Consider the following 13,910-nt stretch of genomic DNA (forward strand, 5'->3'; position numbering starts at 1 on the left):
AATATATCATCATGGGCCTCATCCCTGGGCCCCCCCGACCATTTCGGCCTGCACTATGATCCGCTTGGTGTAGTGCGGGAGGGTGCAGGTCTGAAGGGTGACGAGAGATTTTCCCGGTACCGGGTTCATCACCTGCACGTTCTCAGGCCCCACGGTCTCCTTCCTCACGACCCGGTAGACGTACTCCCTGCCGGCGGAGTCCTTCAGGATCACCTCGTCTCCATCCGTAAGCTGCGGCAGGTGGTAGAAGAGGTAGAGAGATCCCGTGTTCGGGTATCCGAGGCGGTGGCCGGCGATGTAGACGTTTGCTCCCTTCTGCCAGGGGAACCCCGTCGCCGGCACGTGCACCGCTCCTTCGTCGAGCTTCGCCGGATCGACCGAGTTGTAGACCGGCACATCGTGCAACCCTATCTTCGGGATGGAGAGGTAGAGTTTCTTGTCCTTGGGGCCGCCGGGATCGCGGCCGAAATTGAAAGGCCTGACCGCCGGTATGGCGCCGGCCGACGTCCCGACCGAGATCATCTTCTGCGAAGCGTCGCCGGTCCCTTTCTCGTTCCAGCCCCGATAGCCGGGGAACCCGTCAGGAAGCTTCTTCCTGGAGAGCACCTCTCTGGGATCGGCGGGCTTTACGGTCACGCCTCCCTCAGGAGTAGCACCAGTCGTCTTCCGTGCGGTCTTCCGAACAACGTCTGTGCGCCCGGAGTCTTTCCCGACCTGGTGCCCCGCTTTCGTTGCACGGTGCGAGGCGACACTTTCGCCCGCTCCGGGAGCCTTTCTGGCGACGGGCGTGCTCCCACAACCGGCAAGGGAGAAGATCACGACGAGGAGCAGGACGGCCAATAACGCCGTCCTGCTCCTCCGCATAAGAGAGCCCGGGCTCAAGCCTCTCTCCCCGCTAGACGTGCGCGTTGCGGTACCAGTCTCTGCGCGAACCGCCGCCGGTGTTCATCATCGAGCCCATCCCGAGGAACGGGGCTATCTTGGCGAGCACCTCGTCCTTGGTGAGTGCGGCCGGGAAAGCCTCCAGCGTGGCGGCGGCATTACCCAGCAGGTTGTTCACAGCGACGACGTGCTCGCCCTCCACCCCGGCGATGCTCCCGGCGGCGGCGAGCACGTCGGGGCTCTGTATGGCCGGAGCGGCACCCAGGTAGGCCCCCACACCAACCGGTTCAAAGGTAGCCGCGAGGTTCAGGATGGAGCTCTCGCTCGAGGTAGCCCCCGAGGGGAAGGTGAACTGCGGCTTGGAGACCGGGGTCCCACCGGCGCTCTTGATCAGAGAGATCAGGGCATCCACGTGCGCCTGCTCGTGGTCACGCAGCGCCGTCACCACCTTGAGCGCATCCCCCGAGAGCACCCCAGAGTCGACGGCGTTCTCGTAGAACGTGGCCTCCAGATACTCCAGCGTCAGCGCGAAGTTGGCGATGTCCAGGTCGCTCCCGTAGTTGCTCGTTCCCTGGGCGAAGGCCTTCGGAGCGAGGGCGACCGAGCCCATCACCGCACCCGCCCCGGCGAGACCGGCCAGCTTGAAGAAGTCTCTGCGGCTGCGGGTGCCTTCGAGCACCGCAGCCTCGGTGCCTGTCTGTTCTTTCATTCTCTACCTCCCCTTCAGCCCGTGATCCCGAACGGCTTGACCCTAGACTGAACCGTCTGCAGCGTCAGCGCCTTCTCGAAGGGCACGTTGTTCGGCGGCACGATGCCCTGCAGGATCTTGATCGCATCCCAGTGGCGGCACTCGGCGTTGTGGATCGAGAGGGCCGCCGCCAGATAGTCTTTGTTCTTTATCGCGGGCGCCGCTCCCTGGTACGCCCCGATTCCGGTCGGCTCGAAGGTCGCCGCGAGCTTCAGGAAAGCCCCCGTGTCGCTGAAGGTCCCGTTCGGGAAGGTGAAGTTCGGCGTCTGGGGCACCGGTGCACCGGCCTTCTGCAACGTCGAGGCCAGGGCCTGGGCGTGCGCCATCTCGTTGTCGCGGATGTCGGTTATGAACGTGAGAGCCTCGCCGCTGAATATGCCAGACTTCACTCCCTGGTCGTAGAAGGTCCCCTCCAGTTCCTCGAGCAGGTAGGCGAAGGAGAGGATCTTGACGTCGCCGAGGCCCTGGTAAGTCGTGTACTCCTTGCTCTGTGCCTGGGCCTGCCGCACGGCGACGCCGAAGCCGCCGACGCCCGCAGCAGACAGCGCCGCCCCAACCGCCACGGCGGTCTTCAGGAAGCCGCGGCGCGAGACCTCCCGATCAAGCACCACAGGACCTCCACGGTCCTCGACACCACTCATCCGTAAACGCTCCTTTCCTAATCACCAGCACGGACGTCCATCAAGCCAACCGCTTTTTCTCCGAACCTCAAACCCCCTCAATCGATCTTCACTGTTCTTCACCGGCTCTTACGGAAGCGGGTGGTGCCCGGATCACCAATCCCCCGGAAATTTCCGACGCCGGCGTCTGATCTGGGCATCCGGCACCTGCGTATACTGTGGTATGGGCGACGTCCCGAGAAGATACCTGCTGCTCGCAGACGAAGACCTCATCTCGCTCGCCGCAGCGGGTGACGCCGACGCCTTCGCATGCCTGTACGACCGGCACAGCCGGGCGGCGTACTCGCTCGCCTACCGGATGATGGGTGAGCGACAGGCAGCAGAAGACCTCGTGCAGGAGTCCTTCTTCAAGGCGTGGCGTTCGGCGGGGAGCTACCGGGCGGAGCGCGGCAGCGTGAGGAACTGGCTGCTCACGATCGTCCACAACGGCGGCATAGACCAGCTGCGATCCGCGGCCAGCCGCCGCAGGACCGAGGACCGGGCGCAGGCCGCAACATCCGGTGCGCAACAAAGCGAGGCCTTCACCGAGACCTGGCAGAACACCCAGCGGGAGCAGGTGCGCGAAGCCCTCAAGAGCCTGCCGCCGGAGCAGCTGAAGATACTGGAGCTCGCGTACTTCTCGGGTTATACCCACACGGAGATCGCCGAGCTGCTCGGGCTGCCGCTCGGAACGGTGAAAGGCAGGATGAGGCTGGGCCTCAAGAAGATAAAAGATTACTTCGACGCGAGGGATCTGAGGCTGCCACAGTGAGCGGGATGGAACACGAACGTTTCGAGGAGCTGAAAGAGGCCTACGTCCTCGGCGCGCTCACCGAAGAAGAGCGGCGCGAATTCGAGAGCTACCTGGCTCGCCACCCGGAGAAGCAGGCCGAGATAGAGGAACTCGGCGCGATAGCGGGCCTGCTCGCCCTCTCGCCTCCCGAGCAGGAACCCTCCCCCGAGTTGCGCCGCAGGGTGCTGGCCAGAGTGCGCTCCGAGGCAACCTCCGGCGGCGAAGCGCGCAACGCCCTGAAAGACAGGTTGGGGTGGATCCTTCGTCCGCGCACCCTGGCCGCGGCAGGGGCGGCGCTCGCGGTGGCGGGGCTCCTCGTCTGGAACGGGCTCCTGCAGAGGGAGCTCGGGAACCTCCGGAGCGAGAACCACAACCTGCAGGGACAGGTTGAAAACCTCAAGGCATACGCGATGCGGAGCTCCGGCCCGGCGAAGGGAGCCTCGGCTGAGGTACTCCGGATGAGGAACGGGAAGATGATCCTCACGGCGAGCAACCTGCCGCCCGCCCCAGACGGCAAGACCTATCAGATATGGGTCATAGAGAACGGCACCCCGAAGCCCGCCGGGCTCTTCACGCCGAGCGGTAAGGCGGTCGCCGTCCCCGTTCAGGTCAGGGCAAAGAAAGCCCAGGCGGTCGCCGTCACCATCGAACCGGCCGGAGGATCGAAACGGCCTACCAGCAGCCCCATACTGGTGAGCCACCTCTCAGCTCAAAGTAACGTTTAGTATTTTCTCGGGCGGGTAAGACTCTTTACCCCGAAGGTGGGTGAAGAGCAAGGAGGAGAGGAAAGCCATGTCGGTAGCCAGGGTCACCGAGATCAGCGCGACCTCGCCCGAGAGCTTCGAAGGCGCCATCAGGGAGGGCATAGCCCGCGCCACGAAGACGCTGCGCAACGTGGAGGGCGCCTGGATCAAGGACATGAACGTCACGGTCGAGAACGGCGACATCACCGCCTACAGGGTGAACATGGAGGTGACCTTCGTCCTGGAAGACTGACCGGAACCCCTCCGGACGAGCCCCGACTCCGCCTGAAGGGCCGGGGCTCGCTCCGTTTCGAAGCTGTTATCCTCTCTAGGGCAGCAAGAGATCCCGATGGAGGAGATAGCGATGCCGGAGACCCTGGCTTTCGACATCTACGGAACGCTCGTAGATCCATTGAAGATGGAGGAGAAGCTCGAGCCGTTCGCCGGAGAGAAAGCCGGGCACCTCGCAAAACTCTGGCGTGAGAAGCAGCTCGAATACACCTTTCGGCGGGCGCTGATGCGCCGCTACGAGGATTTCGGGGTCTGTACCCGCCAGGCACTCGCCTTCGCCACGCAGAGCGTGGGCCTCGAGCTCTCGCGAGAGGACGAGAGAAACCTCATCTCCGCTTACCAGAGCCTTCCCGCCTTCGAAGACGCCCTGCCTGGACTCCGGGCGCTGCGTTCGCAGGGGCACGAAATGTCCGCCTTCTCCAACGGCGTGGAGGAGAGTGCACGGAAGGTACTCGAGCAGGCCGGCCTGTTCGAGTACCTCAACACTGTGATAAGCGCCGACGAGGTGAAGAGCTTCAAACCCGACCCGGAGGTCTACCGCCACGCCTGCGAGAGGCTCGGGGGTGCACCGGAAGAGGTGTGGCTCGTCTCCAGCAACCCGTTCGACGTGATCGGAGCGAAGTCCTTCGGGATGCGGGCCGCCTGGGTGCGGCGCGACCCCAAAACGCTCCTCGATCCGTGGGACATCGAGCCGGACCTCGTGGTCCGGGACCTGCTGCACCTCGCAAAAGAGCTGGGTTAGCCCCGGTACTCCGTCGGGTCCTCCACGCCGGCGAGCTCGAACGCCTCCCTGCGCTCGGTGCACGTACCGCACAGCCCGCAGTGGAGCTCGCCCCCCTCGTAGCAGCTCCAGGTCTCCTCGAAGGGCACGCCGAGGGAAGCCCCGATCCCTACTATCTCCGCCTTGGTCTTGCGGATGAAAGGCGTGTACAGGCGCAATCCCGGATACCCCAGCCCTTCTATCGCCCGGAGCTCCATCTCCTCGAAGCTCCGGACGAACTCCGGGCGGCAGTCCGGGTAGACGGGGTGGTCGCCCGCGTGCATCGCCGCCGCCACCAGCACCGAGCCCCGCGCCACCGCGGCTCCGTAGGCCACGGACAAAAAGATCGCGTTGCGGTTCGGCACGACCGTCACGGACATGCTCTCCTCGTCGTAGCGACCGTGGGGGACTTCGACCTCGTCGGTTAGCGCCGAGCCCGAGAGCAACCTCCCGACTCCGGAGAGGTCCACGACGTCGAAGGAGGCCCCGAGCCGCTCCGCGCAGCGACGGGCGTACTCGAGCTCCTTTCCGTGCCGCTGTCCGTAGTCGAAGGAGAGCAGATGCAGCGAGTAGCCCTCGTCCGCGAGAAGATGGGCCAGCGTCACCGAGTCCAGCCCGCCGCTCACCACGGCGAGCGCCTCACCCCGCTCCATCACGTCGTCGGTGCCGAGGACCGGGCGACGAAGGGACGGGTCGCCAGGCTCACACCGACCGTAACTATCGCGTTGGCGACGAGCGCCACCACCCCGTTGTTTATATCGGCGAGCGCCGGCGGGAGGAAGGGCAGAAGGTCACCGGTCCCGAGCCCGCCCACGGTCGCGTAGGTAACGATGGCCACCCCGACGATGATCCCGGCCGCCGCCCCCCACTTGTTCACGAAGTTGTTCGGCAGGAGGCTCGAGATCAGGGACGGGAAGAGCTGGGTGACGAAGCTGTACCCGAGGAGCAGCAGGATCACGATGGTCTTGCCGCTGTTGATCGTGAAGTACCAGGCGACCAGAGCCACGACGGGAACGAGCGCCTTGGCCAGCCGGTTCACCCGCTCCTCGCTCGCGGAGGGTACGAACGCCCGGTAGACGTTCTTAGAGAGGATCGTCGCCGAGGTCATCAGGAGCATCGAGCCCGGCACGAGCGCGGTGAGGAGCCCCGCCGCCCCGATGAGCCCGACGAGCCATGGGTCGAAGGAGCTCCGGGAGAGCCTGAGCAGGGCCAGGTCCACCTGGTCTCCCTTGAGACCCGGCACCGCCAGGATCGCAGCGAAACCCACTAAAAAGACGAAGAGCAGGATGAGCTGGTAGAGCGGCAGGTAGACCGCGTTGCGCCGGAAGACGCGCGCTTCCCTGGCCGAGAAGATCGAACCGAACGTGTGCGGCCACATGTAGAAGCCGAGGGCGGTCAGGAGGACCGTCGAGACGAACCAGACGACGTTGTATCCCGTGTGCGGCAACGCGAGGAAGCCCGGATCGTGCTGCTGTATCCTGTGGAACATCTCCCCCATCCCGCCGTAGAGTTTCAGGGGGAAGTAGATCCCGAGGAAGACCGCCACCGAGAGGACCATTATGTCCTTTATCACGGCGGTCCACGCCGAGCCGCGGATGCCGCTGATCATGACGTAGAGCGTCACCGCCGCCGCCCCGATGGTTATGGCCACGTTCGAGGAGATCGCGCCGTAGGAGGCGACCGAGACTATGAGCCCGAGTCCCTTGAGCTGTAACACCAGATACGATGGCACCATCGCGACCACCGCGACGATCGAGACGAGCACGCCCAGGGAGCGGCTCTCGTACTTGCTCGCGAAGAAGTCCGCCTGGGAGTGCAGCCGTTTCTCCCTGCCGTAGCGCCAGATCGCGGGCAGGAGCCAGTAAGAGATGACGTAAGCCAGCGACCCGTAGGAGAGGATGTAGAACGCCGGCCCGCCCTCCCCGTAGGCCCAGCCGCTCCCGCCCAGGAAGGTGAACGTCGTGTAGATCTCCCCGGCCAAAAGCAAAAAGACGAAGATCGTCCCGAAACCCCGCCCACCGACGGCCCACTGCTCGAGGTCCATGTCCTTGCCGCGCCGGGCGCGGATGCCCAGGTAGATCGCGAGCAGCAAAAAGACCAGTATGATCGCGAGCGCCACGTTCAACGCTCTTCCTCCCTGTTCTGCGGGTCGAGCCTGTAGATGATCGCCATCACCACCGAGGTCAGGACGACCCACAGCACGATCCAGAACAGTATGAACGGCATCCCGAGCACGAAAGGCTCGATTCGGTTGGCGAAGAATATGCCACCGAGTATCCCGATGAACGGCACCAGGGCCAGCAGATACAGCGGCCTCAAGGAAACGACCTCCCCCCGTCTCTCTCGTACGGCCTTCCAACGGGGATTCTACATCCGGAGCCGCCGGAGTTGAACGGGGCACCGTGCTGCTAAACTGATCTGCAGCGAGACGAACGGAGGGTTTGGGAAGAGGTGAACGAAGAGAGCGGCGAGACGCGGGTTCTGGCGGTGGACGTGGGATCCTCCTCGGTCAGGGCCTCGCTCTACGACGAGAAGGCAGCGTACGTCGAGGGCACAGAGACGAAGCTCGAGCACACCCTCGAGTACACCCCGGACGGTGGGGCAATAAAGGACCCGGACGATCTCTTCTCGCTCGTCGTCCGCGCGGTGGACGAGACGCTCAAGCACGCCGGGGATGCAGCGGTGGCCGGGGTGGCATTCAGCACCTTCTGGCACGCCGTCCTCGGGGTGGACGGGTCGGGGGAGCCCACCACGGACATCCTCACCTGGGCCGACCGCCGCTCCGCCGGCGCCGCGAGAAAGCTGCGCGAGAGGCTCGACGAACGCGAGGTGCACCGCAGGACGGGGTGCGTGTTGCACTCCAGCTATCTACCGGCCAAGCTCCTGTGGCTGAGCGAGGAGCACCCGGAGCGCTTCGAGAGGACGGCGCGTTGGATCTCCCCGGCCGAGTACTTCTACAGCCGCTTCTTCGGCAGCGACAACCTCACCATAGGCACCTCGATGGCATCGGCAACCGGCCTCCTCGACCAGAACGAGAAGCGCTGGGATGAAGAGCTGATCGAAGCCCTCCCCATAACCGAAGACCAGCTCTCCCCCATCTCCGACGATCCCGCGCAAGGCCTCGCCGAAGAGTGGGCGAAGCGGTGGCCGCAGCTGGCAAACGTGCCCTGGTTCCCCGCGGCCGGGGACGGAGCCTGCTCGAACATCGGCAGCGGCTGCACCACGAGGGAGAGGCTCGCGCTCATGGTCGGCACCAGCGGCGCGATGCGCGCGCTCTGGAAGGCAAAGAGCGTGGAGATCCCGGACGGCCCCTGGTGCTACCGGGCCGACGCGGAGCGTTTCGTGATGGGTGGAGCGCTCTCCAACGGGGGCAACCTCGTAAGCTGGCTCACGCAGACGCTGAGGCTTCCAGAGATAGAAGAGGCGGAGAAAGAGATAGCGAAGATGGAGCCCGACTCGCACGGGCTCACCTTCCTGCCGCTTCTGGCCGGGGAGCGCGGCCCCACCTGGTCCGACGACGCGAACGGCGCGATCCTCGGCCTCTCGCTCGCCAGCCGACCCGGGGACATCCTGCGGGCCGCGCTCGAGGCCGTCGCGCTGCGCTTCTCGCTCATCGCCCGGGCGCTCGAAGAGGCCATCCCGGGAGAGAAGGAGGTCATAGCCACCGGCGGCGGCCTCCTCTCCTCGCCGGTGTGGACCCAGATCATGTCGGATGCGCTCGGGCGTCCGGTGACGCTCTCGGGGGTGGAGGAGGCCTCGAGCCGGGGGGCGGCGCTACTGGCCCTCGAACGCCTCGGCGTACTGAAGCTGGAAGAGGCAGAAGTACCGCTCGGCGAGACCTTCGAGCCCGACGAAGGCAGGCACGAGGCCTACCGCGAGGCCCTCGCCCGGCAGCAGCGCCTCTACGAGGCGGTGATGGAAGAGGGCGGCCCGGGATAGGCCGCCCTCCTTTCCACCGCGGCTGCGAGAAGCCCGCTCTATCCGCGCTCCTCGATCGGCACGTAGCGCTGGTTTAGCTCTCCGGTGTAGATCTGACGCGGACGCGCTATCTTGAGCTCCGGATCGTGGAGCATCTCCAGCCACTGGGCGATCCAGCCGGAGGTCCGCGGGATGGCGAACATCACGGTGAAGGCGTCGGTCGGGATGCCGAGCGCCTCGTAGATGAGCCCGGAGTAGAAATCCACGTTCGGGTAGAGCTTGCGGCTGGTGAAGTACTCGTCGTCGAGCGCCCGCTTCTCCAGCTCGACGGCGATCTCTAGCCAGGGGCTGTTCTTGCCGGTGACCTCGAGCACCTCGTCGACGTGGCTCTTGATGATCCTGGCGCGCGGGTCGTAGTTCTTGTAGACCCTGTGGCCGAAGCCCATCAGGCGCTCCTTGCCCTGCTTGACGGTCTCGAGGAAGTCCGGGATGTTCTCCACCTTGCCGATGCGCTGCAGCATCTTGAGCACGGCGACGTTCGCCCCACCGTGCAGCGGGCCGTAGAGTCCGGCGACCCCTGCGGCGATGGCGGTGTATGGGTCGACGCGCGAGGAGCCGACGACCCTGACGGCGGCCGCCGAGCAGTTCTGCTCGTGGTCGGCGTGCAGGATGAAGAGGGTGTCGAGCGCCTTCTCGAGCCTGGGATCGGGCTCGTAACGCGGCTCGGCCATCTTGAAGAGCATCGAGAGCAGGTTGCCGGCGTAGGAGAGATCGTTGTCCGGATAGACGTAAGGCAACCCGAGCGAGTGCCGGTAGGCGAAGGCAGCGAGCGTGGGCATCTTCGCGATCAGACGCACCGCCGCCAGGTGCTGCTGCTCCTCGTCGTCTATGTTCTTGGCCTCCGGGTAGAAGGTGGAGAGCGCCCCCACGCTCGCGAGCAGCATCCCCATCGGGTGGGCGTCGTGCCTGAAGCCCTGCATGAAGCTCTTCATGTTCTCGTGCACGTAGGTGTGGTGGGTTATCTCGTAGACCCACCCGTCGAGCTCCTTCTGCGTGGGGAGGTGCCCGTGGATCAGAAGATAGGCCACCTCCAGGTAGGTGGACTTCTCACATAGCTCCTCGATCGGGATGCCCCGATGCTGCAAAATGCCCCTCTCGCCGTCTATGTAGGTGATGGCGCTCCGGCAGCTCGCGGTGTTGGTGAACCCGGGGTCGTAGGTCATGAGCCCGAAGTCGTCATCGTCCACCTTGATCTGACGGAAGTCCATCGCCCGCACGGTGCCGTCTTTTATCTCTATGTCATAAGTCTTTCCCGTGCGGTTGTCCGTGACCGTGAGGCTGTTCTTGCCTTCGACGGCGGTGGCCTTGCCGTTTCCCTCGCTGCGAGACTGCTCGGACACTTTTGCGTAACCCCTTTCCATGAGCTCGCTTCAGAAGGACACTATATGCCTTTTTCACCCTCCATTTTACCCGTCACCGCAAGAACCGAAAGCCAGTCCGTGAAACCTCCCGCCGTGCACGGCGTATCTGGTGGAAGTATCATACGTTCGGAAGGTGACGGAGAATGGGCCCGGAAGACCGCCTGAACTACGGAATGCAGAGGGACTACGATCCTCCCGTCTACCGTCCATCTGGCCTCTTGGAGCGCCGGGACGAGCGGACGTGGGCCGCGCTGGCGCACCTCTCGATCTTCCTGAACCTGGCGACCGGCTTCCTCGGCCCCGTAGCCGCCTTCGTCATGTGGCTCGCCTTCCGTGAGCGTTCCCGGCTGGTCGCTTCGAACGCCATCCGCTCGATGTGGTACCAGATCGCCTGGGGCATAGCCCTCTTCACCGGATGGGCGCTGACGGGGTTTTTGACGCTATTCCTGATCGGGTTCCTGCTCTGGCCGGTGATGATCCTGCTCACGATCGTCCCGTTCGCCCACTCGGCCTACCGGGCTTACCGGGTGTACCGACACCATTATTATCCCTACATCTAAGGAATACCGCACCCCACGCTGTAACACTCCCGCCAGCTCCAGCGGTGGAGGGCTACCAGACCCGGGATGCCATTGACGAGCGAACCGGGGAGCATTCCCTCCAGGTTCCCGCTCAGGTTCATATCCCCCTCGACGTTGGCGAAACCGTGCAGCGTGAAGTTGCCACTCATGGTGAAGGTCGGTACGTTCGGGTCCGACGCCTGGCCATTGGGATTGCCGTCACGCACGATGACGGCTCCCTCGAAACCCTTCAGCTTCCCGGCGTCGCTCATGGTCAGGTTGCCGTTCACGACGACTATCGTACCTTTGACCCAGCCGTCGGGGTTCGAGGTGGAGGTCACCTTGTAAGTGGCATTGCCGAGTGAAGTGCCGGTGAAATCTATATAGATCACGGTGTTGGGGTTGGATAGAGCCGGGTAGTTGCTCGAATCGATCGTGAAACCCTGGGAGGAAGGGACCGAGAAGTAGAGCCCCTGGGCCTTCGCTTTGTATTCCAGATCCGCAAGCGCCTGGTTGTCGCTGGCGGTATCACCGAGCCTGAAGGGGAAGGTTATCGTATCCGAAGGTTGTGGCTGCCCGGCTGCGGTCCACGTATCCGCCACAAACCTGGGGGTAGAGGTGCCATCGTAATCCCGACACCCTTTCACCTGGGTCCCGCACCCGGTCACGTTGGCCTTACCCGGCTTGTAAGTTACCGTACCCAGGGCTGCGACACCGGCGGCATCGGTCGGCCTCGCGGTAGCGTTGTACTGGTTCTTCCAGTTGCCGTAGGCCTGGTCCACACCTCCGATGTTGTCGGCGCGCACGTCGGTTATGTTGCCCCGGGCAAACAGGCTTATACCTTCGACCTGAAAAGAGTTGCCGTTGAAGTCTATGTTTCTCGTGGCGTAATAAGCGACGGGAATATCAAAATTCTCCGTGTAGTAGATCGCCTGGTACCAGCGTACGGCACCGTTGGCCTGAGCACCGACGGTGACCTCGAAGTAGTTCCTGTCGTTCGGATAAGAAGTCTGTCCGGAAGGAAGCGGTTCGGGAGCGTAACCCGGCTGGGAGGTCTGGTTCGGATCCGCAGGCCGGAGATACCTGATGCCCACGTAGACCCTCCCGTCACCGAAGGTGAGTTGCTTCCAGTCACGCCAGCCCTGCCCTCCAGCATCAGACCACCGGGATTCACCGTTTGATGGATCACCGTCGTAGTCGGACGGCCTGGAATCGATGATGGCGAGCTGATACGCAGCAGCCTGCATGCCAGCGTCGGCCATGTCCGCAGCAGCCTGTCCCTGATTGCTCGTGGCAACGCTTTGCAGGTCCCGCATGGTGAAGACGAGAAGACCTGCGCCCATCACGCCGATGATCACCATCGTCATGATCACGAGCACCATGGTCATACCGCTCTCTTCTTCAAACAGCGTGTGTCTCACTGGCCGGGTCCGTTCTGAAGCGTTACATCGGTCGTGAGCGTCTGGGTGCTGGTCCCGAGAGAGCCGTGGTCCACCTCCGCTACGAGCGTGACCTGCACCACCGCAACCTCATTTGCGAAGCCGGGAGCAGTAGGGTCGAGCAAAGACCCATCGGCTGCGTAGTAGTGAAAAGCCAGGGTTTTTATATGTTCCGCAACCGCGTGCGCACCAGATCCATCGCAGTTCGTACTACGCAGCAGGGTGGTGCCGCTCAGCCTGTAAGTTATGTATTCACCGGGGTCAGAACAGGTGAGCCGGCGATCCCCGTTGATGTCGTTTCCAAAAGTGATGTGGTCCTGTCCCGCGCTGAGTAGAAGGGAATCGTCACCGCTGGCTTTGTCAGCCGGGTAGGCGGCCCTTATCTCCCGAGACATCTTGTCGAGAGCGATGCGAGCGTTCTCCACGGCGTTCACCTTGTCGTTACCCAGGGTATAGACCCTCATGCCCATGTCGAAGAGGCCGTAGAGGGCGGACATGACCACGAGCATCATGACTATGGTCACGAGCATCTCGACGAGGGTGAAGCCGCGTTCATCTTTCAGAGCAGCTCTTCTCACGAAGATGCCTTTACCGTCTGTACCTCGTAGGCATGTCCGTCTCCCCACCTCACGATGATTGTTATACGCATCAGCCCGAGATTCTGACTGCTGTCGCAAGCACTGCTCGTAAGATCGCCTCCGCAGTCATCCGGAGGTTTGAGGAACTGTTTTTTCACCTCGTAGGTCATGCCGGAGAAGTTGGGGTCCGTACAACCCGTGGTGTCCGAGAGACCAGACGAATCAAACGCAGCAGGTGCGTTCGCGGATCCGGCACAGTCCGGAAAGTACGGCGTAAGCGGTGGTCCGTCGGAGCTGGATTCTTTGAGTAAGTTCGGATAGTAGAGCACCTGTGCCTGCGCGAGTTCCTTCTGCGCCAGCGCACGAGCTCGATCGTAGTTTCCTCCAAGCAAGGCCGTCTTGAGCCCCGTATCGAACATGGCGGCCATGGGGATGATGGCGATGCTCAGCAGCAGTATGGACACCAGGACCTCGATCATCGTGTAGCCGGACTCTTCCTTCATGCGTCTAGCCGCCGGCCTTGACCTCGGAGGTCGCGGGATCTATGTGTATGGTCTGCGAGGGTGATCCACCAGAGGCGGCAACGCCTATCGACGTCGGGCTGCCGGAACTCAGGCTTCCGTCGGGTTGGAAGGTTATCGTACCCGTCGTCGTGACCTCGGCACCGTCGAGTCTGTGAGTGATGGGAGGGTTGGTCGAACCGGAGGCTTCCATCTGGTAGCTAGGGCTGCCGGACGTCAGGCTCACCGCCCACGGCGTGAGCTGATTCGCCGCCTTCGTGCTGGCGAGCCTCAGGTCCCCGACGAGCTGACCGGTCGCGGAATCCACCTGGCGCTGGCGCATGATCCCGTTCCAGGCCGGGATAGCTATCGCAGCGAGTATCCCCATGATGACGATGGTGATCATGAGCTCCGGCAGGGTGAAGCCGCGCTGGCCACACCTGGCATCTCTCCCCCGGGAAGATTTCTCTCTCACGGTGGTTTTATCGGCCGTCGAGAGAGCCGGCTTTAGCCGGCCCGAACGTCGCCGGCGGGCTTTTGCGGTAAAGTAGCCCACGATCAGGGTGAACGGGCAGAGAAGACCGCAAGTTCGACGAGCGGAATCTTCCGGCGCACGCG

At 63.6% G+C, this 13,910-nt stretch carries 17 protein-coding genes; 6 read left to right on the forward strand and 11 right to left on the reverse strand.

The features are described from left to right. Positions 1 to 18 precede the first annotated feature (18 nt). The 3 genes from AC6EKW_RS04900 to AC6EKW_RS04910 form a co-directional block, all read right to left on the reverse strand. The gene (locus AC6EKW_RS04900; RefSeq protein WP_498513811.1) at positions 19 to 636 is read right to left on the reverse strand and encodes a class E sortase; all 618 of its coding nucleotides are present in this window, start codon (positions 634 to 636) and stop codon (positions 19 to 21) included. 259 nt (positions 637 to 895) lie between these two features. Then, on the reverse strand, positions 896 to 1,591 hold the full coding sequence (locus tag AC6EKW_RS04905) for a ferritin-like domain-containing protein (RefSeq protein ID WP_273887425.1): 696 nt from the start codon (positions 1,589 to 1,591) through the stop codon (positions 896 to 898). 14 nt (positions 1,592 to 1,605) lie between these two features. Continuing rightward, positions 1,606 to 2,271, reverse strand: coding sequence for a ferritin-like domain-containing protein (locus tag AC6EKW_RS04910; RefSeq protein ID WP_273887424.1), 666 nt, complete (start codon positions 2,269 to 2,271; stop codon positions 1,606 to 1,608). 202 nt (positions 2,272 to 2,473) lie between these two features. Here AC6EKW_RS04910 and AC6EKW_RS04915 point away from each other — a divergent pair, with 202 nt between their 5' ends. The 4 genes from AC6EKW_RS04915 to AC6EKW_RS04930 all read left to right on the forward strand — a co-directional run bounded on the left by AC6EKW_RS04915 (position 2,474) and on the right by AC6EKW_RS04930 (position 4,858). Continuing rightward, positions 2,474 to 3,061: an RNA polymerase sigma factor gene (locus tag AC6EKW_RS04915; protein WP_273887423.1), complete on the forward strand. Its 588-nt coding sequence runs from the start codon at positions 2,474 to 2,476 to the stop codon at positions 3,059 to 3,061. A 5-nt stretch (positions 3,062 to 3,066) separates the two neighbouring features. Continuing rightward, on the forward strand, positions 3,067 to 3,807 hold the full coding sequence (locus AC6EKW_RS04920; RefSeq protein WP_498513875.1) for an anti-sigma factor: 741 nt from the start codon (positions 3,067 to 3,069) through the stop codon (positions 3,805 to 3,807). A 67-nt stretch (positions 3,808 to 3,874) separates the two neighbouring features. Further along, a complete protein-coding gene (locus tag AC6EKW_RS04925; RefSeq protein WP_273887422.1) occupies positions 3,875 to 4,078 on the forward strand; it encodes a dodecin family protein in 204 nt (67 codons plus the stop codon). A gap of 96 nt (positions 4,079 to 4,174) precedes the next feature. Continuing rightward, positions 4,175 to 4,858 carry a haloacid dehalogenase type II gene (locus tag AC6EKW_RS04930; RefSeq protein ID WP_273887421.1) on the forward strand — a complete coding sequence of 228 codons (684 nt, stop codon included), beginning with the start codon at positions 4,175 to 4,177 and terminating at the stop codon, positions 4,856 to 4,858. Here the strand turns inward: AC6EKW_RS04930 and queC are convergent. The 3 genes from queC to AC6EKW_RS04945 are packed head-to-tail and all read right to left on the reverse strand — an operon-like array spanning position 4,855 to position 7,195. Continuing rightward, on the reverse strand, positions 4,855 to 5,529 hold the full coding sequence (queC, locus tag AC6EKW_RS04935) for a 7-cyano-7-deazaguanine synthase QueC (RefSeq protein WP_273887420.1): 675 nt from the start codon (positions 5,527 to 5,529) through the stop codon (positions 4,855 to 4,857). The genes AC6EKW_RS04930 and queC overlap by 4 nt on opposite strands. Further along, positions 5,529 to 7,001 carry a sodium:solute symporter family protein gene (locus tag AC6EKW_RS04940; RefSeq protein WP_420542033.1) on the reverse strand — a complete coding sequence of 491 codons (1,473 nt, stop codon included), beginning with the start codon at positions 6,999 to 7,001 and terminating at the stop codon, positions 5,529 to 5,531. The genes queC and AC6EKW_RS04940 overlap by 1 nt, the downstream gene beginning before the upstream one ends. Then, entirely contained in the window at positions 6,998 to 7,195 is a 198-nt protein-coding gene (locus AC6EKW_RS04945) for a DUF3311 domain-containing protein (protein ID WP_273887419.1), read from the reverse strand. Before AC6EKW_RS04945 ends, AC6EKW_RS04940 begins: the two co-directional genes overlap by 4 nt. 132 nt (positions 7,196 to 7,327) lie before the next feature. On the opposite strand from AC6EKW_RS04945, the gene AC6EKW_RS04950 reads away from it, so the two are divergent. Then, complete coding sequence (locus tag AC6EKW_RS04950) at positions 7,328 to 8,815, forward strand: gluconokinase (RefSeq protein ID WP_273887418.1); 1,488 nt, start codon at positions 7,328 to 7,330, stop codon at positions 8,813 to 8,815. A gap of 38 nt (positions 8,816 to 8,853) precedes the next feature. On the opposite strand, the gene AC6EKW_RS04955 is transcribed toward AC6EKW_RS04950, so the two are convergent. Further along, positions 8,854 to 10,194 (reverse strand): citrate synthase, encoded by a 1,341-nt coding sequence (locus tag AC6EKW_RS04955; protein ID WP_273887417.1) that lies wholly within the window; start codon positions 10,192 to 10,194, stop codon positions 8,854 to 8,856. A 164-nt stretch (positions 10,195 to 10,358) separates the two neighbouring features. Between AC6EKW_RS04955 and AC6EKW_RS04960 the strand changes: the two genes are divergently transcribed. Next, positions 10,359 to 10,775, forward strand: a complete 417-nt coding sequence (locus tag AC6EKW_RS04960) for a DUF4870 domain-containing protein (RefSeq protein WP_273887416.1) — start codon at positions 10,359 to 10,361, stop codon at positions 10,773 to 10,775. Here AC6EKW_RS04960 and AC6EKW_RS04965 read toward each other — a convergent pair. From AC6EKW_RS04965 to AC6EKW_RS04980, 4 genes are read right to left on the reverse strand one after another with little or no spacing between them, the layout of a single operon-like run. Beyond that, complete coding sequence (locus tag AC6EKW_RS04965) at positions 10,772 to 12,163, reverse strand: hypothetical protein (protein WP_273887415.1); 1,392 nt, start codon at positions 12,161 to 12,163, stop codon at positions 10,772 to 10,774. The genes AC6EKW_RS04960 and AC6EKW_RS04965 overlap by 4 nt on opposite strands. Positions 12,164 to 12,192: 29 nt before the next feature. Next, entirely contained in the window at positions 12,193 to 12,792 is a 600-nt protein-coding gene (locus tag AC6EKW_RS04970) for a PulJ/GspJ family protein (RefSeq protein WP_273887414.1), read from the reverse strand. Next, positions 12,789 to 13,295, reverse strand: a complete 507-nt coding sequence (locus AC6EKW_RS04975; protein WP_273887413.1) for a type IV pilus modification PilV family protein — start codon at positions 13,293 to 13,295, stop codon at positions 12,789 to 12,791. The genes AC6EKW_RS04970 and AC6EKW_RS04975 overlap by 4 nt, the downstream gene beginning before the upstream one ends. 4 nt (positions 13,296 to 13,299) lie before the next feature. Then, positions 13,300 to 13,767, reverse strand: coding sequence for a pilus assembly FimT family protein (locus AC6EKW_RS04980; RefSeq protein ID WP_273887412.1), 468 nt, complete (start codon positions 13,765 to 13,767; stop codon positions 13,300 to 13,302). Positions 13,768 to 13,910 lie beyond the last annotated feature (143 nt).

The organism is Rubrobacter sp. M3-4 (assembly GCF_059772285.1).